A 19926-nucleotide genomic window follows, 5' to 3' on the forward strand; every position below is an offset into this window, starting at 1 on the left:
TGATAGCGCAAGGAATGTACTTTACACTCGCCACTTCTATTAATTAAGGAGGAAGAAGAAAATGAAAACTTATGACTCATTTCCACAACCAATTGGCGGCTATACTGTTGGTCGAACCCAGATGGATTTTGATTACACGGCATCGGACAATTCAAAAAGAGGACTGACAGCGTTTGTTTACTATCCGTCCGACAGTAGCGAAGGTAAGGAGACATCAACATACATGTTTCCTGAAATCTACGATATGTTTCATGAGCAGCCACTTATCACTGTCCTAAAGGATGTTTTCTCTATAGATATCAAGACCCAGTGTTACGACGACCTTGCTCTCTCTGGGAAGGAAAAGTGCTATCCGGTGTTATTCTATGTTTGCGGCGGGGGAGGTTCTCCAGAATGGGGTACAGTGCTTTGTACAGACTTGGCGAGCATGGGATATGTTGTGGTAAGTATCGGCCATCAAAATAGCACGATGTATAAGCGTAAAGATGGGCGCCTGTTTAATATATCAAGAGGTTTTTCGGATGTCATTATGGCGTTTTCAGAAGATCCTGGGATGCTTACTTTGGCTGGAAAGATGGAGATGCATCCTGACGATGAAACTGCAATTGAGATGTGCCATAATGTGCTTACACTGCCCATACTTGCCAAGTTAACAGAGTATAGTGAATTACAGGCAGAAGATGTAAGGTATGTAGCCGATTATCTTTACAAGCTAAACTCTGGAGAGTTGAAATCCATCTTTGAGAGAAGATTGTTGCTTGATATCGGCATGGGTATCGTTGGACATTCTTATGGAGGGCCTACAACGGCGATTGTTTGTCGGGACGACGATCGGTTTGCCTGCGGGATTGGCCTGGATAGCGGTGCCTTCGGCCTTTTAGACAGCGACCTTAAGAAACCCTTCTTGCTGATGTTTTCTGAGCCTAACTATAACATGAATGCGCTAATTGGTCTTAATAATAGCATGGAAACCTATTATTACTCTGTTGATCGTGCTGCGCATTTGGATTACTGCGACATCGTATTTAGTAGTGTTAATGAGCAATTCAGAGGCGAGCGAGATGCTATGGAGATGCGAAATCTTGTTACAGATTATACGAAAACTTTCTTTGATCATTATATACTACAGAAGGCTGAGAGTGTGGAAAGTCTAGCTTACGATGGTGTGGACTTGGTCAAGAAGACCAGCAATCAGTAATATAACCGAGAGATTACGAATAAGCACATATCAAAGAGCTAGCCGTGTAGACAAAAAAGCCGATAACCACTATTATGATATGTTCTTTGTCAAGTTGACAGGGGGCATATCATTATGCGGTTATCGGCTTTCTCATAGTTCAGGCATTAAGTGTAAACTGTCCCTTTTTTATTTACGATATGCTTTCTGTAAAGCATCCAAAAAGTATTCCGGGCTTTGGGCTCCGGATACGGTATACTTGCCATCAATGATAAAATGAGGAATGCTGTTAATTACAAGCTTTCCTGCCTCATCTTCATCTCTTTGAATCTTAGTGGAAAAAACACCTTTTTCCCGATGAGCCATAAACTCGGTTAAGTCTAACCCCAGTTCCTTTGAAAGCTTAAACAGTAAATCCTCGTCCTCGATATCAATACCTTCTGAAAAGACTCCTCGGAAAAAGCGACGGATTAGTTCCTGATCTTTTCCCTGGCTGGCGGCGTAATGTGCAATCTCATGAGCAAGTCTTGTGCTGCCGACTTTTAATAACTCAAAATGGAAGTCAAGACCTACTTGACGGGCAGCTTCTGCAATGCCGTCGTTGTTGGCTTTCGCCTGAGCATAGCTGACACCATACTTATCAGAAATAATCTGGTTAATATCTTTGCCTTTTGTAGCTTCCGATGCCATATTAAGCTCAAAGCTTTTAAAAATCAAGGTTACCTCATCACGATGCTCAAATTTGTCCAGTGCAAGCTCTAATTTTCTTTCCCCAAGGTAACAATACGGACATATAAAATCAAACCATATTTCAATTCTCATAGTGTTAACTCCTTTCTATTCCAGTGAGATGGAGTAGTGTTGTTTAAATGTAACTAACATTATTACAGTTATTAATTCCATTATACGAATTCCGGAGAACTTTGTCAACACATGGGAAAAGATTTCATTGCTATTGTTTGGTCAGCTTTTTATAAGCAATAAGATCCTGATTCCAGGACTCATATTTTTTATCCTTGCGGTAATCGGTCAAAGTACCTTCTTTTGCCAAAAAGGCACCGATATAGTTTGAGATTTTTACACTTCCAAAATAGTTTGGATGATCGCCCTCATCTCTGGTATCCTTTTGCCAATCAAATGGAACTTCGTCTTGCATTATATTAAAATCAATGAATTTAAGTTGATTTTCATTGGCAAGAGCCGTCGCCGAGTTGTGTTTGGAAGCGGTCCAGTTCTTTGGGGTAGGAGTGGAGTAGAGAATCAATTGAATATTTTGATCCTTGCAAAGCTGTATGATATTATTAATATACTGGGAAGGCTGATCTCCAATTGGATAAATAGATTCACTTTCCTTTACATAAGGTCCGCCTTTGTATGGGTTTATAACTGGCACGTACTTAAAGCCTTTATAGGTCACAATTGGTCCGTCGGCTGCCTTATCTTTCAGATTCCTCAGCATATTTAAGTGGAAATATTTCCAGTTGCTATGAAATTTATAAACAGGAAATAAGTTTTTCATGTTTTCATCCACCATATTATCCAGAGCATTGAGATATTTAAAGTCTCTGTAAAATGCATTGGTTTCGAGAAAAATGATTTTTGGAGATTGTTTTTTTAACACCTTCTCCAACAGGTAGTAAGTATCTTGTAGCCTCTGTCCTGGTACTCCAATGTTATAACCCGTGTAGCCGTAGTCCTTCCAGATTTCCATGGGAGATATACTTGATACGGCCTCACTGTCACCGATTACAAGGTAATCAATTGTATTTTCAGGCTCACTTGCAATGCTGTTTGTCTTTTTGTATAAGCCGCTGTCCATGGTGTTATTTGGAAGGATCACATACGATAACCCGTACAGCAAAATAAAAAGTCCAGATAGAAAAAGAACTATTTTAGCTTTGTTATTGATTTTCATTTGATCACCTCTTAAAATCCGGCATAAATAAGTTTTACCGGTAAATATCCTTCGCCGTAAGCGCCCAAAATAAGCACAACTATAATTGCGGCATAAAGAAAGCCAAATCGGGCGGGCATACGCCAAGTAGAAATTCGGTCCCGAATAGAAATTCCCCGTTCATGAATCACTCCCACGATTAGCAATGTTACAAGGCCAAAGAATACAGCAAAAAAATCTTGAATGGAAACACCAAGTTTAAGGAGAGATCCGTCCGTCAACACTGACCAGTTAAAACCAGTAAATATGGAGGCGAACATCTGAAATCCTTGACTTAAGCTTCTTGCGGCAAAAAATAGCTCTCCTATAAATACGATGATAAGCAGTTTCACTGTTTGAAAGATGCGGTAAGGAATTCGCTCCCGATTAATATGCAGAGCGTTTGTCAAAGTCACAACAGCTGGTTCTGTAAGATTTTCAAAAAGTATAATGGCAAGATAATACATGCCAAAGAAGATGTAATGCCATCCAGTTCCATGCCAAAATCCATTAGCCATCCATACTCCAAATAGAGGGAGTGAAGTGGATAATACCTGACCTAAGTGTTTTCCGAATTTCTCTCTGGATTTTTTCCCTAGCTTTTTCCCGAATTTGGTTAGTGATATGGGATAAAAAACATAATCCTTTAACCAGGTACCAAGAGTGATATGCCAGCGTCTCCAAAATTCAGATGCAGTTTTGGCAAAAAAGGGCTGGCGGAAGTTCTCTGGGATCGTAACTCCCAAAATCTCCCCGGCACCGATGGTCATATCAATACAACCTGAGAAATCAGCATATAGCTGGAACGTATATAAAACAGCTCCTATGATAATGGTGATTCCACTGTAATTGCCCGGAGTATTAAAGATGCTCTCAACAAGTGGATTGAGCCGGTCTGCAATAATAAGTTTTTTAAATAATCCCCATAGAATTCTCTGTAACCCATAGGTTAGGTTTTTGTATTGGATCTGTTTTCCCTCATACAGAGATTCTGCCACCTGACTGTAACGGCTGATAGGACCTTCCATCAAGGTTGGGAAAAAGGCAAGGTATAGGGCAAGCCGTTCCAGATTATCATCTGGCTTGATTTTTTCATAATAAACATCAACGAGGTAAGAGACTGCCTGCAATGTGTAAAAGGAGATTCCAATGGGAACCACAAAGTGAGTGGCAGGCAATATGCTTTTTAGTGAAAATAGATTCATTACATCATTGAGATTTGAAACAAAAAAGTTAGAGTACTTTAACAACAGCAAAATCCCAAGCTGAAATCCGATTCCAAACCAGAGGATGTGGCGGCGTTTTTTTGCAAACACTGCTTTTGATGCTTTTTTATCCTGGGTTACAGCTAACTCTTTTTTTTCTTCTGATCTGCAATGATCAAGCCACAATCCGGTATGATGGATTAGCAAAGTAGATAATAGCAGGTAGATCAACAGTTTCCCGCTGATGGAATAAAAGAAAATATAGCTGGCTAGCAAAAGGACCCTGGAACGGTGGCGCTGAGGGCTAATATAGTAGGCCGCCAGCACCAAAGGGAAAAAAGCAAATAGATAGAGGGGGGAATTGTATGTCATTTATTAGTCCTCTTGTAAATGGTTAATCATATTCCAGATTGCATCTGCTGAATTAAAGTTGGTAGGTATCATTTCACCTGGTGTGATCTCTACATCAAAAGCGTCCTCTAATTCAGGAATGAGAGAGAGGATAGAAAAAGAATCTAAAAGTCCTCCATCAATTAACTTTGTCTCTGTCTCGTAGTCAATACCTGGATTGATTCCGTTTAATATTTCTAATAACTGTTCCATTTGTTTGTCTCCTTTATGATTGAAAATAATTTAATATATTGGTTGGCATGGATTGCCGTGCTGCAGTAATTTGGTCTTTCTCAGAATAAAGAAGGACAGTAGGTAAATCTCGGCTTAGGAATAGTGACATGCCTTCTGTGACGGAATAGGCGCCTGTTTTTTTGAAAACAAGATAATCACCAAGTTGTAAGTTTTTAAGAGGGTATTGTTTACAAAGCATATCATTAACCGTACAAAGAGAACCGCAGATGGTCCATTCCTCTGTTTCTCCTGTTTCGTCTCCCAGATGGAGGATCGGTGGTTTTTTCATGGCAAGCATCTGACCGTAATAATTCACCTGGTGGCAGCCGCCGTCAACGATGCAGTAGTTTACACCTTTATTTGTCTTCTTATCGACTACTTGAGTTACATAGTAGCCACAGGAGGCGGCAATGAATCGACCCATCTCCAGAGTGACCGATCCGCCGAAGGTCATGGCTCTAATGGCACTTGAAAGGTCATTTAGCATTTCATCTTCTTTGTTTTCTTCCTCTTCAAAGTAGCAGACGGGGAGACCTGGGCCATATTCAATTTTCTTCACTGTAAATCCATATGCTTCTTTTAATTCTCCACACATGGCATCAAGCTTTGTAAGCTCTTTGGAAAGTCTTGAGGAGGATTTTTTCTGGGTGCCGGAGAAATACTGAATTCCTTCTATTGTAATCCACTGATAAGGACCTTTTTGAATGATTTCTTTCATCAGATTTTCGTCCATACCAAACTGATTACCGCTAGTAAGCCTTAATAGCACTGGAATAGAAACTTGATGTTTCTCGGCAGAATCATGTAACATCTGCCAGTGAGAGAGGGATTCGGCGGTATAGGTAATGCTTCCTCCATACGTTTTTACGGCATGATCCACGTCAAGGGCATTTTTATGAACGCCAGAGAGAACGATCTTATCTCCAGGGATCTGGGCTCTTTCGCAGATAGAGAATTCTCCGGGTGAACACACCTCAAAGAAATCCACCAGTGGAACGAGACTTTTCGTCAGGAAAGGGTTAGCTTTCATGGCATAACATAGCTCTACATGATCGCCTAATATATTTTTTATTTTTTGAATTTGTCTGGCTAAAATATCGGTATCAAACAGATAGAGGGGAGTTTGATAGTCTTTGATAACATTTAAAAGCTTTGGGTTAGATACTGATTTTTTCATAAACACATCTCCAGTAGTTTTTTTCTGTCTATTTTCCCATTAGGGGTAATTGGAAATTCGGTGATAGTACGAAACGCAGTTGGTATCATATAGGAAGGAAGCGATTTGCGCATTTGTTCGGAAAGTTCCTTTCCTTCCATGCTGCCTACATAAAAAGCAGTGATTCGATTACGTTTTTCCTCAAAGACACAACATGCCCGTTCAATGGGAGAAAAGCTGTTAATTGCCATTTCTATTTCTTCCAGCTCAATTCGGTGTCCCATATGTTTGATCTGAAAGTCTTTTCGACCAGCAAAGCAAAGGTCGTTGTCTTCATTATAAAAGGCCAGATCTCCGGTTTTGTAGATCAGCTCTAGATAATTCTGGTTGAGAGGATTCTGGATAAAGGCACGTTTTGTCTGTTCCGGGTTGTTATAATAACCAAGGGCAAGGGCAGTTCCAGAGACACAAAGCTCGCCGTTAACTCCTGTCGTTGTCACTTGTTTGTTTTCTTCATCAAGTAGAAACACCTTTTCATTGGGAAATGGTCTCCCAATCGGAATTTTTTCTTCCGCCTGAAATTCTCTGTTTATCTCATAATAGGTGCAGTTACAGGTGATCTCAGTAGGTCCGTAAAGATTTACATACCGAGCATTTGGAAGGTACTTCTGCCAGGTGGAGAGCTGTTTCACTGGCATGGCCTCTCCGCTAAATAGCACCTTATTCACCTGATCTGGTATCTTATAGGTAAATCCCTTAAGCTGGGATACCAAGCAGAGTGCAGATACGGCCCAAATTAAGGTGGTCACCTTTTGATCGCAAAGGTAATCAAGAAGCAGGGTTGGGATTGAAAACATCTTTTTTGGTATGATTACCATAGTAGCGCCCATTTTAAGAGTGGAATAAATGTCTTTGACCGATACATCAAAGTCAAATGGGGCTTGATTTCCGATCCGATCTTCCTCCGTTATGTGAAACAGTGAGGGGAAGTATTCCATAAAATCAATTACCGACCGGTGGCTTACCAAGACACCCTTTGGAATGCCGGTAGAGCCAGAGGTAAAGTTACAATATAAAGGATCTATATCAAGAAAATTCTCTCGGGTTTTCGCAAGGGCGTCAACGTTTATTTCATGTTTGATCATATGGTGATAATCAAAGCATTTCCCAAGGTATCCAGCTTCCTTAATCACGCTTGTATCAGAGCCGAGGATAATGATGGAACCTGCATTAGAGGTTTCTAAAATCTGTCGGATGCGAGTGGGAGGCTGATCCATATTAATAGAAATATAAAAACAACCCGCGGATACGATTCCCATAAAAGCAGTAAGGGCTTCCACGCTTTTGTCCATGAATACAGCAACAGGGCTATGTGGAACCTCCTGTTCGGATAAAAAGCTACCAATGCGCCTTGCATTATCTAATAGCTCTTCATAGGTAGCGCTTTTTTCAGGATCTAAGACAGCTATTTTGTCCGGATGCGTGGTAGCAGAGTGCTCCAGATATTCTAATATATTTTTCATAAGTTCTTATTCCTTTCCTGGAGTTGCCACGGGAAAGATGGCCCGTGCCTCAAACCGTGTCCGATTTTTTCTTATCTTAAAGGTTCCGTTCATTTGCTCTGTGATTTTACGGCAGGTTTTCAGTCCGATTCCTGTGCTTTCTGCCAATTTATCATCCTGTCGGTTGTCGTTGCTGATGCTGATGATCAACCGGTTTCCATTGCAACTGGCATTTACAAGAACGGGTCCACTGGCGTTTGCATATTTCCTCACATTGGAGAACAGGTTGTCAAAGAGACGTTTAAAATACTGGATATCAGCCGTCATCATGCAGGATTGTTCCAAAAGTCCTGTTCTTACATCGAATCCTTGATTGCTTAAATCAAACACATGCTCACTGATTAGCTGTTCTAAAAGTATCCTAGCATCAAAGGTTTCTTTCTTCATTAAGATGGTTTCTTTCCCAAACACAAGAAAGTATTGAAATAGCTTATCGGACAATTCCTTTAACTGTAAGGATTTGTCCTTGCAGCTTTTGATATATTTGTAAAGCTGATCTTCGGAATGGTAGCCTTTTGTCTCCAGAATCTCTAGATAGCCGATAAGTGCAGTAAGTGGAGTTCTAATATCATGGGACATGGAGGTAATCAACTCGCTGTTTGCTTCCCAGGCCTCTTTCTCGCTTTTGTATCGTGTGATGATAGAATTTCTCATATTGTCGGCATTTATGGCCAGTTGAGCGATTTCATCACTTCCTTTATGATAAATAGGTTGTTCAAGATTCCCTTGCTCAATTAAGGATACTTCTTTTGAAAGGAGCATGATCCGGGCAATAATCCTGTGATTGTAATAAATTACAATACCAAATAAAAATAAAAGGAAGACTCCAAGTGAGACGTAAAATACTAAGTTATACCATTTGATTTCAGAAAAATCGATAATGGAAACAGAATAGGTTCCGTCTGTAAATGCGATGTCCCTGGTAAGCTGCTGCGTGTCTTCTAAAAAGATTTCTGCTGTTTCATAAGAATAATAAGATTCATTCCAGAAACCGGATTCATAGATAGTCTCATCCCCGCTGTATATCGTAACATAGGTATATTTATGGCTCTTAATCCATTTGGACAAGGCTCTTACATCTTTAACTGATAGTTTGTTTTTCTTTATATAATTTTCGATGGAATCTTGATAGGTTTCCAACCGACTTCCGGCGGATTCCGTATTTAAGTGATTTGAGGAAATTAAATAGTTTCCCATCGATTGGGTGAATAAATACATGCCAAAGCTAATTATAAGACCAATAGCCAGAACGTATATCTGCTTGTATCGTAGGGAGGTTCTCGCATTAATTTTCATCAATCTGATAGCCCTTTCCCCAGATAGTACGAATGATTGTTGGATTGTTGGAATCCAATTCCAGCTTTTTACGAAGCTTTAATATATGAACCATAATCGTATTGGTGGAAGAAGGAAGAAACTTATCATTCCATACGCCTTCATAGATGGCTCTGGCATCCTTTGCACTTCCTCTGTTTTTCACAAGATACATGAGCACCTGGTATTCCGTATCCGTAAGATCGATTTTTTGGTTCTCTCTGTATACCACTCGGGTTGCCGTATTGATTATGGTATCCTGAATGCGGATTTCTGTATTACTTGTGCCTAGCTGGGATTTCCCTTTGTAAATCACGTATCTTCTTAAAAGAGAATGGACCTTCATAAGAAGTTCGGATTGGGAGAATGGCTTTACCAAATAGTCGTCCCCACCGTTTTCATAAGCTACCGTCTTATCGCTTTCTTTTGATTTAGCCGTAAGAAAAAGTATGGGAGCAGAAGAGGTTTTCCGAATCTCTTTGCAGACATCAATTCCGGATAAGCCAGGCATCATGATGTCTAATATAATTAAATCAATGTCCTGGTTTTTAGAAACAGTAGTTAACGCTTCTGTTCCATTTGCCGCATCCCAGACAGAATAACCTTTGTTTTCCAGATGGATGCGGAGGACTTCTCGAATATCGGTATCGTCATCCACGATTAGAATCTGCTGTGCAGCCTCCATGGTCCGCAACCTCCTTAATTAATGTTTTGAATATGAAAAATTATAACATTTAGATAGAGAATAACAATGTGTTTTAGGAGGATTTAAGAATTATTAAGAAATGAAATAAAGATACTATTTCCATAGGTTAATAACATCTACCATGCTTTTTTCTTGTCCATCCATTAAGTTTTTTACATTGTACATGCATTCTTTTCTCCCAAGCTACTTATGATTAGCATGCCCGTAATTGTATTTAATTTCTTAACATTCACTTATGATATTGGGAAAACAAATGTAAATTATGTTATTCCTTCTCACTTATAATAGAAGGAAGCCATAGGATATAGTTAAGTGATTAATTTGGAGACAATTTATGAAAGAATATGATTTTGCTGGAATCGCCCCTAAAATTTCTCCTTATCTGGATGCAGAAAATTCTTTTTATAATCAGGATTTTATGAATATGGATAAGTTTGATTATCCAGAAAACCTATCAAATGCGATGGAGCTAATGAAGCAGGCATTAAATGGTGAAGTGGAAGATCAGATGTTTTATATGTGGCTAATCAGCAATGCGCCTTCAGAAGAAGAACGGCAGATTATAGGTAGCATTCGAGACGATGAGATGGGCCATTTTGAATTATTTCGTCAGATTTATTATGATCTAACAGGAATGGCTCTGCGTCAGGAATCAGAAAAGACATTTATGGAACCGGAAAATTATTGCGAAGGATTGGCAAGAGCCATTATAGGGGAACAAAATGCAGTGCGTGAATATAGAAAGATTCTTTACGCCATGCAGTCTCGTATCCATATCAATATGATGATTGAGATCATTACAGATGAAAACAGACACGGAATTCTTTATAATTATTTATTTGCTAAAAATGGATGTAGATAAACGGATTGGATGCAAAATAAGCTTGCACATATCAGGGCTGTTATGTATGTTTCTTTTTCTTATAGACAGCCCTCAATACATAAAATCTATTAAAATATGACACAATAAAAGAGAATAACAATCAGGAGGTACGTATGCCAAAAGACAGCCAACCAGATAATAAAAAGGCAAGAATGGAAAAATGCAATGGACAAACCCCAATCACAAGAGAGAATCAAAACAAGAATAAAAATGCAAAGCGCAAGTCCATAGAGCACAATGATGTTTAAATTTTTCTGATAAAAAAGATATTAGAATGGTCTTTTAAGACCTTCCGATATCTTTTTTATCATTAAGCGTTTCGTTTTTGTTGCAACAGCAACTGATAAAAGGAAAGGTAGCTGTTATAATACAACATGATGATACCTGTGCAAACAGTTTTTTTTGTATCAAATGGTTAGTTAAAACTAACTTACATCACAGAAAAGGAGCATTCCTATGAAAAAAATAGCATCATTTTTGCTAGCAGCTGGATTAAGTGTTTCCCTTGTAGCCTGCAGCAGTCCTAAGACCTCTTCCACAGAAGGAAGCAAAGAACTAGAAACTACCGTTGAGACCAGTCAGCAGGTCTCCAAAAGCAGTGAACCTATCACCATTACCCTTGGCGTTCCTGCTTCTCCTCCAACCCTTCCAATATTAAGGATGATGGAGTCTCGGGCTTTGGGAGAAGATGTAAAGATAAAGCTTGATATGTGGAATGAACCGGAGACGTTAATTGCTATGACTCAGGCTGGAACCCATGATATGTTTGCATTTCCTCTTACTGTAGTTTCCACTCTTTATAACAAGGGAGTCGGAATTCGTCTGATGAACGTAAACACCTGGGGAGTTACATATTTCATCACTTCAGACCCTGAATTTAAAACCTGGGAAGATCTAAAGGGAAAAACTCTTTATGTGCCCCTTCAGTCTTCTCCACCAGATGCCTTATCACAATTTTTCCTTTCTCAGGCAGGACTTACAGTAGGAACGGATGTTAACATTGTTTACGGTTCTTCCACTGAGATTGCCACCTTATTGGGTTCTGGAGAAGCAGCATATGGCGTTATGATTGAGCCACAGGTTACGAAGCTGCTTTCATCCAATGACAAGCTTCGGATTGCATTTAGCTTTGAAGAAGAATGGCAGAGGGTAAATAAAACAAATACCAAAATCCCTACAGCAGGTTTCGGTGCTACTCAGAAATTCATTGACGAAAATCCGGAGTTAACCATTCAGTTCCAGGAAGAATATGAAAAAGCGGTTAAATGGGTCAATGATAATCCCGCTGAGGCTGGTGTTCTGGCAGAAAAGCATTTAGGGCTACCTGCTAAGGTAGTAGAAAAGGCGATACCAAATATGGGACTTGAATTTAAGACTCCTGGTGATGCAAAAGAAGAACTAGACATGCTTTATAAGCTGCTATTTGAATTTAATCCTAAGATGATCGGTGGAAAGATTCCGGAAGCCGGATTGTATTATGATGCGAAATAAAAGTTGGGAAAAGCCATCGGGGTGGGATTTCCTTCTGGCAGCAGGGATTATCCTGGCCTTGTGGCAGTTCCTTACTCTGTTTTTTCCACCTCTTGTGCTTCCAAGTATTAAAAGTGTTGTTATAAAACTAAAAGAGATATTAACTACACCTGTATTTTATAAGATGATCGGTCTGACCGTAGAGCGTATGGCAATTGGACTAACTTCAGGTGTTCTTGTGGGACTTTTCCTTGGGATTTTAATGGGAGGGGTGGGGCGTTTTAGACGTCTGTTAATGCCGATGATCAGCATTATGCAGACCGTTCCACCTGTTTCCTGGGTGGTTCTTGCACTTGTGTGGTTTGGATTTAATGGACGTCCTGTCATGTTTATTATTGTAGTTTCCACGGTACCCGTAATCGCAATCAGTGTTTGCGAAGGGTTTAAGCACATTGATTCCAGGCTTTTGCAGATGGCTCGCTTATACCATTTTTCTAGGAGCAAGACTATGCGCCATGTTATATTTCCTTCCATTGCTCCTTTTTTTCAATCGGCATTCCGAATCGCGCTAGGAAGCGGGTGGAAGATTGCAGTTATGGGGGAAGTCCTTACTACCAGTGATGGAATTGGTGGAATGATTAAGCAGGCCAGGTTAAATATTGAGCCGGAGAGCATCATTGCATGGTCTGCGATTATAGTCGGATTGTTTTATCTATCTGATCTACTCATTGATTTTTGCTTTCGGGAAAGGAGGAAAACTCATGCTTGAAATGAAAGGAATCTCAAAAAGGCTGGGGGATCTTCCTGTCCTTTCGGACATCAGCTTTCATGTAAAGGAAGGGGAGATCGTGGCTATCATCGGTCCCTCAGGCTGTGGAAAATCCACCCTGATTAACCTTATATCAAAGCTGGATATTCCGGATTCCGGCTCCATACAGGGAATTGGAGATTCGGTTGCCTGTGTCTTTCAAGATGACAGGTTGCTTCCGTGGAGGACGGTATGGGAGAATATTCGTCTGGTGAGAGAGCCGGAGGATAAGGGAAAGATTCAAGAGCTTATTAATGCGGTAGGATTAAATGGATTTGAGTCTTATTATCCCAAGCAGCTATCTGGTGGAATGCAAAAGCGGTGTGGCATTGCAAGGGCATTTTATTACAAGGGAGAGCTTCTTTTGATGGATGAGCCATTTCAGGGACTTGATTACTGCTTAAGACATGAGATGCTTTTAATGCTGTTAAAGGTATGGCGTGCCCATCGTCAAAGCGTGTTGTTTGTTACTCATGAAATTGACGAAGCACTTACGGTCGCAGGGCGGATTTTGATTTTGTCAAAGCGTCCAGGCCGTATTATGAAAGAAATTATTTTGCCTGATTATGATAACAGGGATATGGCATCCCAGGAAATTACAACGCTTCGGCAGGAGATCATAACGTTCATAACAGGATAGGAGAGGGGGAAAATCCCCTCTCCTTTTTTGATCCTATTATTTGTGATTTTTATATCTTCACTCCAATCATTGCCCTTGGAAAGATTAAGGAGTGGAGCTTCCCCATACATGCCTGCCATATCAAGAATGCGTGCCGTATTCTCATACCTTGGCGCGATGGTAAGGACAGCATCTAATGGGCGTTGGCTACGCCTAGAAATCGAATTTGGCTGATTCGATTTCATCACATTTCTTCTTTTTCAATGCCGAATAGGCAGCAATTGTACTTATAACCAACAACAAGAAGAAGATCAAAAGTACAATCAATGCCCCTGAAGCGGTGCCGGGGATAAAACCATATTTCTTCTGGGAAAAGGAAAATACAGCGGCAACCAGTGCTGTAGCAACAGCGCCTATAAACTGTTGAAACGTATTCACAAAGGCATTTCCGTCTGAAATCTGATTGGTCGGCAATGCGTTCAAACTACAGGTCATTAGGTTGCTATAAGAAAATCCAAGTCCTGTCATTAAAACAAGGTGAGCGCCTATTAACAGCACCAATGAATTGGTATGCAACAGTGCAGCCAACAGAGCGATACCAACCATAGTTGTAGAAAGACCAATTAAAATCGGTTTTTTTGCACCAATTCTATCTAATAACTTTCCCGAAACAGGAGCAAGTATTGCACCCATCAAAGCACCTGGAAACATGAAAATCCCTGCAATCGATGAACTAAAACCAGCAGAAATTTGCAAATAATTCGGAAAAACGAAAGACAATCCCAGTAGCAAGGCCTGATAGATAAGAAGGCTTAATAAGAATAAGGAAAATTTACCGTTTTTCAGCACCGATAACTGCAATAGGGGAGTTTTGCTATTAAACCACACAAACACAAAGGAACTTGCAAGTCCAATCGTTAAAAATAATGCAAAGACAATCCCGGATTCAGCACTTAGTGCCATTATAAAAGAAATAAATGTAATTGCCAAAAAGAAAACACAACGAAGAGGTAGGGGCTGTCTTTCTTTTGAAGCTTGGCTTGGAATCGAATTCAATCCCAGGATAAGTGAAAGAACAATAAGGGGAATCAAAAAGATATAAATATAGCGCCACTCCAACAAATTGGAGATAAGCCCACCATAAGTGGGGCCAATAGCGGGAGCGATTGAAGTGGTCAGAGTACCAATTCCCATCATCATTCCTCGTTTTTCAGTGGGAACTCTTGTGAGAATGATGTGGAACATAAGAGGAAGACCGATACCTGTTCCTACCCCTTGTAATAAGCGACCTAGCAATAGCAGGAAAAATGTAGACGATAAACAGTTTATCAAAACTCCTAACAGAAAAAACAAGTTCGCCGTGATAAACAATTTCCGTGCTGAAAAGTTTTGGTTCAAATAAGAGGAAATGGGAACTATGACAGAAATCATAAGCAAATAAATGGTAGTTACCCATTGGATTTCTGATGTAGTTACTTCAAACTCCTGTATAAGTAGCGGAAATGTTACATTCATTGCCGTTTCAATTAGTACTCCAGAAAAAGATAAAATGCCTGTGGCGATTATAGCCCCAAACAAATGAAACGTTTTGTTTCTATTCATCATAAAACTTTCCTCCCTAAAATAAATAGAGGCGGGATTATTATTTATAAAAAATAATAATTCCGCCTCTATATCAACACGATTGCGTGTTCTCTGTACGAAAATTGTAACTAACTGATTATATCTATTAAGTCAAAAAAAGTCAAGTATCAAAATCACTCCCCCTGTTTCCAATGTAATTTATATTGTTCCTTCTGATGATATAAAACCTTGAGCGTAGCAAGACAATTCTCGCATTGACTCCCGAAGGGTTCTTGTTATATAATAGTGGTTAGTCACGACTAACAAAAAGGTATATTATAATAATAGAAATGTCGGTTGCTATGGCAGCGTGGAGGTAAATATGAAGGAAACCAGATGGGGGGTAAATTATGGCAACGTAGCCCTGTTGGAAGAGAAGGCAAATCAGTTTTACCAAGTGCTAAAAGATTGCAGTTGCTTTGAGGGAATACCGGAAGACAAAGTTAGCGCGGTCTTATGCTGTCTGAGAGCCAGACACAGGGCATTTACAAAAGGAAGCATGATTCTTCAGGTTAGCGATCGGGAAAACCTTGCAGGCATTGTCTTAAAAGGGACGGCAGAGTTGACCTTATACGGCGAAAATGGAAGTCAGATTAACATCAATCACTGTTTAGCAGGGGATATGTTTGGAGAAGACCTGGCTTGTTCCGAATCCGCAGACAGCTCTATGCAAATATGGGCGGTCACCGACTGTGAAATCTTGTTTTTGGATTTCTCTTCTTTGTTTAATATGGAAGGGGGAACCTGTCCATTTAAGATGAGGGTTTCAACCAATCTCCTTCGTGAATTTGCAGAGAAAGCCAGATTCTTAAATGATAAAGTGCGCATACTGGCACAGAAACGGTTGCGGGATAAGCTTAAGGTTTATCTGCAGATGCAAAAAAGCAGCAAGGAAGGAATGATAGAGCTTCCTTTCCGGAGAAATGAACTTGCTGAATTTCTTTGTGTGGATCGAAGTGCTCTCTCTCGTGAACTTTCAAGAATGCAGCAGGATGGAATTTTATCCTATGAGGGAAAAAACATTCAAATTCACGATAATACCTTTTTCCAATAGACAAAATCATACGTCGTCGTGATTTCTCTGTTTTTGTTGCCATAGCAATGGATTTTAATTTGAAAGCATAGTAAGATTCTTTTGGGTTAGGAATTACTAACCAAGGAAAGGAGATTATATGCGTCTATGGAAAAGAGAACAAAGGAATTTCATTTTAACGGCATAAAACCTGGAAGACCTGTTTATCTGGAACAGTTGATTACAGCCTATCCCCACCAGGTCATAAGCCTGCAGATGATAGACCGTGACGAAGAATCCGTTCAAGTTTTTTACTTTGATCAAGAGGAGGGAATCAGTACAGACATCCAGGATCAGGATATTTTGTATGTAGTCACCAGTGGAAATGCTTTATTTACGGTAGATCATAAAGACTCTGAGCTAAAGGCAGGTGAGTGCATGTTGGTGCCTTCCGGTTGTCCTCATTCCATTCATGCTATAACTGCTTTGAGGTTGCTGCAGATATCGGTCGGTGTTATAACGGTCGGTCATGGAAAAAGAGGAGGTTTCAACATGAGCGGGAAAGATTACATCAAGAACGTGGATAAGGCCTGTGTACATACATTGTCCCAATTGATCGGATATCAGGACAATAAGGTGGCAAGCATGACTCTGGTTCAGAGAGACCTTTTTACCACCACAATTATGGCTATGGATAAAGGAACCGGCGTAGGCCCTCATGCCTGTGAAGGAGATGCCATGGTAATTGCACTGGAGGGAGAAGGAGATGTGATGATTGGAGAAGAACTTCACCTTCTTAAACAGGGAGAATGCATTGTCATGCCTGCGGATATTCCTCACCGGGTCAGAGGCGAACGTGACAAGTTTAAGATGATGTTAATTGTGTCAAAACCAGAATTATCCAACCAAGAGAAATAATTTTGTTCCATTCATTTGACTTGAACAGAAGGATTAAGAAGGATTAAGAAGGATCAGGAGTTCTTTTTAAACCTATAATCGTAGAGATTTTAAATTCATCTAAATCTCTTAAATAAACACGCAGTAAGAGTTTTTTTAAAATCACTTTGATTCGAAGAAAGATATGGGGGAAGTTGATCTGACAGCCATAAGTAAATAATGTATAACAAGTGATAACTAATAGTGAGGTACGTATAAATCAAGATGGATTTTTCTGGAAGTTTAATAATGAAACCAATGATACTTCTTATCTTTTAGACAGCAAACTTATATCTGAAATTATAAACTACAAAACTCAACCTGTTTCAGTGGGAGGTAAATTAAAGTTGAAATAGTGCCTCTGATTGAGCTGGTTTACTCTTTTAAGAGAATTAAGAAAGCGTTAGAAAATATTAATTTGATCATAAACTTTGATGTAATTATCATAGGCTTTGTGGGAAAAATAACAAGGAACATAGGATTAAGAATCGAATATAACAAAGAATACAAAGAAATGTGGAAGTCTGGGAGACTAAGCTCTCCCAGGCTACTTTTTCGTTAGAATAGATTGTACATAAATAAAAACACTTCTTTTTCCCGCGTTTTTCGGTACAAATTATTGCTTTTTTAATGAGTAGAATCCCATGTCCAGGCGAATACTTTCTGTATTTTTTGAAGTACAATCTTAATTTGCACAAAAATCCGATCCTTTATTGTCTAATTTTTAGTGTGTCCTTGTATTTATTTTAGTACATATCTCTTTGTTCTCATTATTTTTAGATTAGATAGTTAAAATTTTGTCAAAAACAAAGTATTTGTGTAAAATGTACACAAAATAAAACATTGACAAGAAATATTAGTGTGATAGAATGAAAATATATAAATCGATAATGCGGTTGACATCGTTTGTTTGTACTATTTGAATAGCTTTATTGATGGAATCAAGGCTTGTTTAGACAAATACTATAAAACAAAGATAAGGTGATGAATGTATGGTTGCAATTAATGTTTTACTATTGTTTCCTTTGGCAGTTGCATTAGCTATTTTTTTAGTTAAAAACGATGCAGCGAGAAGTATGTTGGTCAGAATTGGTGCAGTAATTACGGCACTTCTGACATTGGTAGTGGTGGGAATCTTTTTTAAGGACGGGATCCGATTATCCAGTTCTATAGAAGAGATTGATCTCATCATTGTAGTAGTAGAAGTTATAATAGCTGCTTATATTATTACTCTTGGTATTCGTAGCAAAAGGTACGTCATTTCTATTTTTTCATTTCTACAGACAGCGGCAATGCTGGTTTTTGAATTTGGGTTTAAGGAAGGAATCACAGTTGAAACAGCGATTGTTTTTGATAAGCTGACAGCGATTATGATCTTGGTAATCGGACTTGTGGGAAGCCTGATTTGTATTTATGCGGTGGGGTATATGAAAGATTATCATAACCATCATAAAGAATACAAAGAAAGGAAAAGTTTCTTTTTCTCTATCCTGTTTTTGTTCCTTTCCGCCATGTTTGGAATTGTTTTGAGTAATAATCTCATGTGGATGTATTTCTGCTGGGAGATTACAACTCTCTGTTCCTTTTTACTCATTGGCTACACCCAGACAGAAGAAGCTAAGAACAATGCACTTAAGGCCCTGGTCATTAACCTGGGAGGCGGTGTTGCTTTTGCAGCTGCTATTATTTTTATCGGCATGAATTATCACACATTGGAGCTTTCTGTACTGATACAGATGAAACCTGATGCTGTGCTCATGATCCCTGTATTTCTTCTCTCAATAGCAGCACTTACAAAATCTGCCCAGCTTCCCTTTTCATCCTGGCTGCTTGGAGCCATGGTGGCGCCTACACCCACCTCTGCTTTGCTTCATTCAGCAACCATGGTAAAGGCTGGAGTGTATTTGATTATACGACTGGCACCCTTATTAGGTCCGACATCCGTTGGAAGAATCGTGACCTTAGGAGGTGGAGTCACCTTCCTTACTTGCTCGCTCATGGCAATCTCTCAAAGCGATGCGAAAAAGATTCTTGCCTATTCAACCCTTGCCAACTTAGGCCTGATCGTGATCTGTGCTAGTGCAGGAACTCAGGAATCCTTATGGGCCGCCATACTCTTAATTATTTTCCATGCAGTATCGAAATCTCTTCTGTTCATATCAGTAGGCTCTGCGGAGCACCAGATCGGAAACCGGAACGTAGAGAATATGGATTTGTTAATGGGAGTATCTAGAAAGCTGGCATTTTACATGATGATTGGTATTGCCGGCATGTTCCTTGCCCCATTTGGAATGTTGGTATCCAAGTGGGTGGCTATGAAAGCACTAATTGATTCTAAAAATGTAATTATTGTTATTATTCTGGCTTATGGCAGTGCGGCAACCTTATTCTATTGGGCGAAATGGATGGGAAAACTGGTGTCCAAGGTTAATATGGGACATAAGAATCATCATGAGTTATCCCTTGATGAAGAGTTACCAATTACGATCCTTGCTTTTTTAGTTGTCATTTCCTGCTTTACATTTCCACTGGTGTCCAGATTTGCTCTGGAACCATATCTTACCGAGGTTTATAAAAAGACGGCACTGATTCCAATTGAAACCAGTGATATCAAATTGATGCTTTGTATGCTGAGCATGTTAATCTTGCTTCCAATCAGCTTTATTCCAGTCTATAAGAATGACAAAAGAAGAAAGGTTCCAATTTATATGGCTGGAGAGAATACCGGAGACAATCAGACCTTTTACGGAGCAATGGGAGTAAAACAAAAGGTCGAGATGCGCAACTGGTATATGGAAGAATTCTTTGGGGCTGATAAGCTTACTTTCTTAAGTAACGTACTTTGTACAGCGATTCTCGTAATGGGAATTATCCTGTTGATCGGAGGGTTGGCATAAT

General features: G+C 39.6%; 18 protein-coding genes. 9 read left to right on the plus strand and 9 right to left on the minus strand.

Annotated features, from left to right (window positions below; all coding sequences use genetic code 11):
• Positions 1-61: 61 nt before the first annotated feature.
• On the plus strand, positions 62-1198 hold the full coding sequence (locus BET01_RS04710) for an alpha/beta hydrolase (protein WP_120195615.1): 1137 nt from the start codon (positions 62-64) through the stop codon (positions 1196-1198).
• A 168-nt stretch (positions 1199-1366) separates the two neighbouring features.
• Here the strand turns inward: BET01_RS04710 and BET01_RS04715 are convergent, their stop codons facing one another.
• The 8 genes from BET01_RS04715 to BET01_RS04750 form a co-directional block, all read right to left on the minus strand.
• Positions 1367-1999, minus strand: coding sequence for a DsbA family oxidoreductase (locus tag BET01_RS04715; RefSeq protein WP_120195616.1), 633 nt, complete (start codon positions 1997-1999; stop codon positions 1367-1369).
• Between the two features lie 130 nt (positions 2000-2129).
• A complete protein-coding gene (locus BET01_RS04720) occupies positions 2130-3092 on the minus strand; it encodes a hypothetical protein (protein ID WP_120195617.1) in 963 nt (320 codons plus the stop codon).
• Positions 3093-3103: 11 nt separating this feature from the next.
• On the minus strand, positions 3104-4687 hold the full coding sequence (locus BET01_RS04725; protein ID WP_120195618.1) for an MBOAT family O-acyltransferase: 1584 nt from the start codon (positions 4685-4687) through the stop codon (positions 3104-3106).
• Positions 4688-4690: 3 nt separating this feature from the next.
• Positions 4691-4918, minus strand: a complete 228-nt coding sequence (locus BET01_RS04730; RefSeq protein ID WP_120195619.1) for an acyl carrier protein — start codon at positions 4916-4918, stop codon at positions 4691-4693.
• A gap of 13 nt (positions 4919-4931) precedes the next feature.
• On the minus strand, positions 4932-6116 hold the full coding sequence (locus tag BET01_RS04735) for an alanine racemase (RefSeq protein ID WP_120195620.1): 1185 nt from the start codon (positions 6114-6116) through the stop codon (positions 4932-4934).
• Positions 6113-7618 (minus strand): amino acid adenylation domain-containing protein, encoded by a 1506-nt coding sequence (locus tag BET01_RS04740; protein WP_120195621.1) that lies wholly within the window; start codon positions 7616-7618, stop codon positions 6113-6115. The genes BET01_RS04735 and BET01_RS04740 overlap by 4 nt, the downstream gene beginning before the upstream one ends.
• A gap of 6 nt (positions 7619-7624) precedes the next feature.
• Positions 7625-8953 (minus strand): sensor histidine kinase, encoded by a 1329-nt coding sequence (locus tag BET01_RS04745; protein WP_120195622.1) that lies wholly within the window; start codon positions 8951-8953, stop codon positions 7625-7627.
• On the minus strand, positions 8943-9656 hold the full coding sequence (locus tag BET01_RS04750; RefSeq protein ID WP_120195623.1) for a response regulator transcription factor: 714 nt from the start codon (positions 9654-9656) through the stop codon (positions 8943-8945). Before BET01_RS04750 ends, BET01_RS04745 begins: the two co-directional genes overlap by 11 nt.
• A gap of 355 nt (positions 9657-10011) precedes the next feature.
• Between BET01_RS04750 and BET01_RS04755 the strand changes: the two genes are divergently transcribed.
• The 5 genes from BET01_RS04755 (at position 10012) to BET01_RS04770 (ending at position 13478) form a co-directional block, all read left to right on the plus strand.
• Positions 10012-10539 carry a ferritin-like domain-containing protein gene (locus BET01_RS04755; protein ID WP_120195624.1) on the plus strand — a complete coding sequence of 176 codons (528 nt, stop codon included), beginning with the start codon at positions 10012-10014 and terminating at the stop codon, positions 10537-10539.
• A 134-nt stretch (positions 10540-10673) separates the two neighbouring features.
• Positions 10674-10808, plus strand: coding sequence for a hypothetical protein (locus tag BET01_RS22215; RefSeq protein ID WP_268116307.1), 135 nt, complete (start codon positions 10674-10676; stop codon positions 10806-10808).
• Positions 10809-11016: 208 nt separating this feature from the next.
• Positions 11017-12051 carry an ABC transporter substrate-binding protein gene (locus tag BET01_RS04760; RefSeq protein ID WP_120195625.1) on the plus strand — a complete coding sequence of 345 codons (1035 nt, stop codon included), beginning with the start codon at positions 11017-11019 and terminating at the stop codon, positions 12049-12051.
• Positions 12038-12799 carry an ABC transporter permease gene (locus BET01_RS04765; protein WP_243117121.1) on the plus strand — a complete coding sequence of 254 codons (762 nt, stop codon included), beginning with the start codon at positions 12038-12040 and terminating at the stop codon, positions 12797-12799. The genes BET01_RS04760 and BET01_RS04765 overlap by 14 nt, the downstream gene beginning before the upstream one ends.
• Positions 12792-13478 (plus strand): ABC transporter ATP-binding protein, encoded by a 687-nt coding sequence (locus tag BET01_RS04770; RefSeq protein ID WP_120195626.1) that lies wholly within the window; start codon positions 12792-12794, stop codon positions 13476-13478. Before BET01_RS04765 ends, BET01_RS04770 begins: the two co-directional genes overlap by 8 nt.
• A gap of 192 nt (positions 13479-13670) precedes the next feature.
• Here BET01_RS04770 and BET01_RS04775 read toward each other — a convergent pair whose 3' ends face one another.
• Entirely contained in the window at positions 13671-15062 is a 1392-nt protein-coding gene (locus tag BET01_RS04775) for an MFS transporter (RefSeq protein ID WP_243117122.1), read from the minus strand.
• A 340-nt stretch (positions 15063-15402) separates the two neighbouring features.
• On the opposite strand from BET01_RS04775, the gene BET01_RS04780 reads away from it, so the two are divergent.
• From BET01_RS04780 to BET01_RS04795, 3 genes are all read left to right on the plus strand, one after another.
• The gene (locus BET01_RS04780; RefSeq protein WP_120195627.1) at positions 15403-16134 is read left to right on the plus strand and encodes a Crp/Fnr family transcriptional regulator; all 732 of its coding nucleotides are present in this window, start codon (positions 15403-15405) and stop codon (positions 16132-16134) included.
• 126 nt (positions 16135-16260) lie between these two features.
• Positions 16261-17010 carry a cupin domain-containing protein gene (locus tag BET01_RS04785; RefSeq protein WP_120195628.1) on the plus strand — a complete coding sequence of 250 codons (750 nt, stop codon included), beginning with the start codon at positions 16261-16263 and terminating at the stop codon, positions 17008-17010.
• Between the two features lie 1010 nt (positions 17011-18020).
• Positions 18021-19925: an NADH-quinone oxidoreductase subunit 5 family protein gene (locus tag BET01_RS04795; protein WP_120195630.1), complete on the plus strand. Its 1905-nt coding sequence runs from the start codon at positions 18021-18023 to the stop codon at positions 19923-19925.
• Position 19926 lies beyond the last annotated feature (1 nt).

The organism is Lacrimispora algidixylanolytica (genome assembly GCF_003609635.1).
Taxonomy (GTDB): domain Bacteria; phylum Bacillota; class Clostridia; order Lachnospirales; family Lachnospiraceae; genus Lacrimispora; species Lacrimispora algidixylanolytica.

Bases quoted from the DNA above. Each gene is read 5' to 3' on its own strand.
- BET01_RS04750 (WP_120195623.1), bottom strand. From the start codon at position 9,656: ATGGAGGCTGCACAGCAGATTCTAATCGTGGATGACGATACCGATATT.
- BET01_RS04770 (WP_120195626.1), top strand. From the start codon at position 12,792: ATGCTTGAAATGAAAGGAATCTCAAAAAGGCTGGGGGATCTTCCTGTC.
- BET01_RS04740 (WP_120195621.1), bottom strand. From the start codon at position 7,618: ATGAAAAATATATTAGAATATCTGGAGCACTCTGCTACCACGCATCCG.
- BET01_RS04755 (WP_120195624.1), top strand. From the start codon at position 10,012: ATGAAAGAATATGATTTTGCTGGAATCGCCCCTAAAATTTCTCCTTAT.
- BET01_RS22215 (WP_268116307.1), top strand. From the start codon at position 10,674: ATGCCAAAAGACAGCCAACCAGATAATAAAAAGGCAAGAATGGAAAAA.
- BET01_RS04780 (WP_120195627.1), top strand. From the start codon at position 15,403: ATGAAGGAAACCAGATGGGGGGTAAATTATGGCAACGTAGCCCTGTTG.
- BET01_RS04795 (WP_120195630.1), top strand. From the start codon at position 18,021: ATGGTTGCAATTAATGTTTTACTATTGTTTCCTTTGGCAGTTGCATTA.
- BET01_RS04765 (WP_243117121.1), top strand. From the start codon at position 12,038: ATGATGCGAAATAAAAGTTGGGAAAAGCCATCGGGGTGGGATTTCCTT.
- BET01_RS04745 (WP_120195622.1), bottom strand. From the start codon at position 8,953: ATGAAAATTAATGCGAGAACCTCCCTACGATACAAGCAGATATACGTT.
- BET01_RS04715 (WP_120195616.1), bottom strand. From the start codon at position 1,999: ATGAGAATTGAAATATGGTTTGATTTTATATGTCCGTATTGTTACCTT.
- BET01_RS04730 (WP_120195619.1), bottom strand. From the start codon at position 4,918: ATGGAACAGTTATTAGAAATATTAAACGGAATCAATCCAGGTATTGAC.
- BET01_RS04775 (WP_243117122.1), bottom strand. From the start codon at position 15,062: ATGATGAATAGAAACAAAACGTTTCATTTGTTTGGGGCTATAATCGCC.
- BET01_RS04710 (WP_120195615.1), top strand. From the start codon at position 62: ATGAAAACTTATGACTCATTTCCACAACCAATTGGCGGCTATACTGTT.
- BET01_RS04725 (WP_120195618.1), bottom strand. From the start codon at position 4,687: ATGACATACAATTCCCCCCTCTATCTATTTGCTTTTTTCCCTTTGGTG.
- BET01_RS04720 (WP_120195617.1), bottom strand. From the start codon at position 3,092: ATGAAAATCAATAACAAAGCTAAAATAGTTCTTTTTCTATCTGGACTT.
- BET01_RS04785 (WP_120195628.1), top strand. From the start codon at position 16,261: ATGGAAAAGAGAACAAAGGAATTTCATTTTAACGGCATAAAACCTGGA.
- BET01_RS04735 (WP_120195620.1), bottom strand. From the start codon at position 6,116: ATGAAAAAATCAGTATCTAACCCAAAGCTTTTAAATGTTATCAAAGAC.
- BET01_RS04760 (WP_120195625.1), top strand. From the start codon at position 11,017: ATGAAAAAAATAGCATCATTTTTGCTAGCAGCTGGATTAAGTGTTTCC.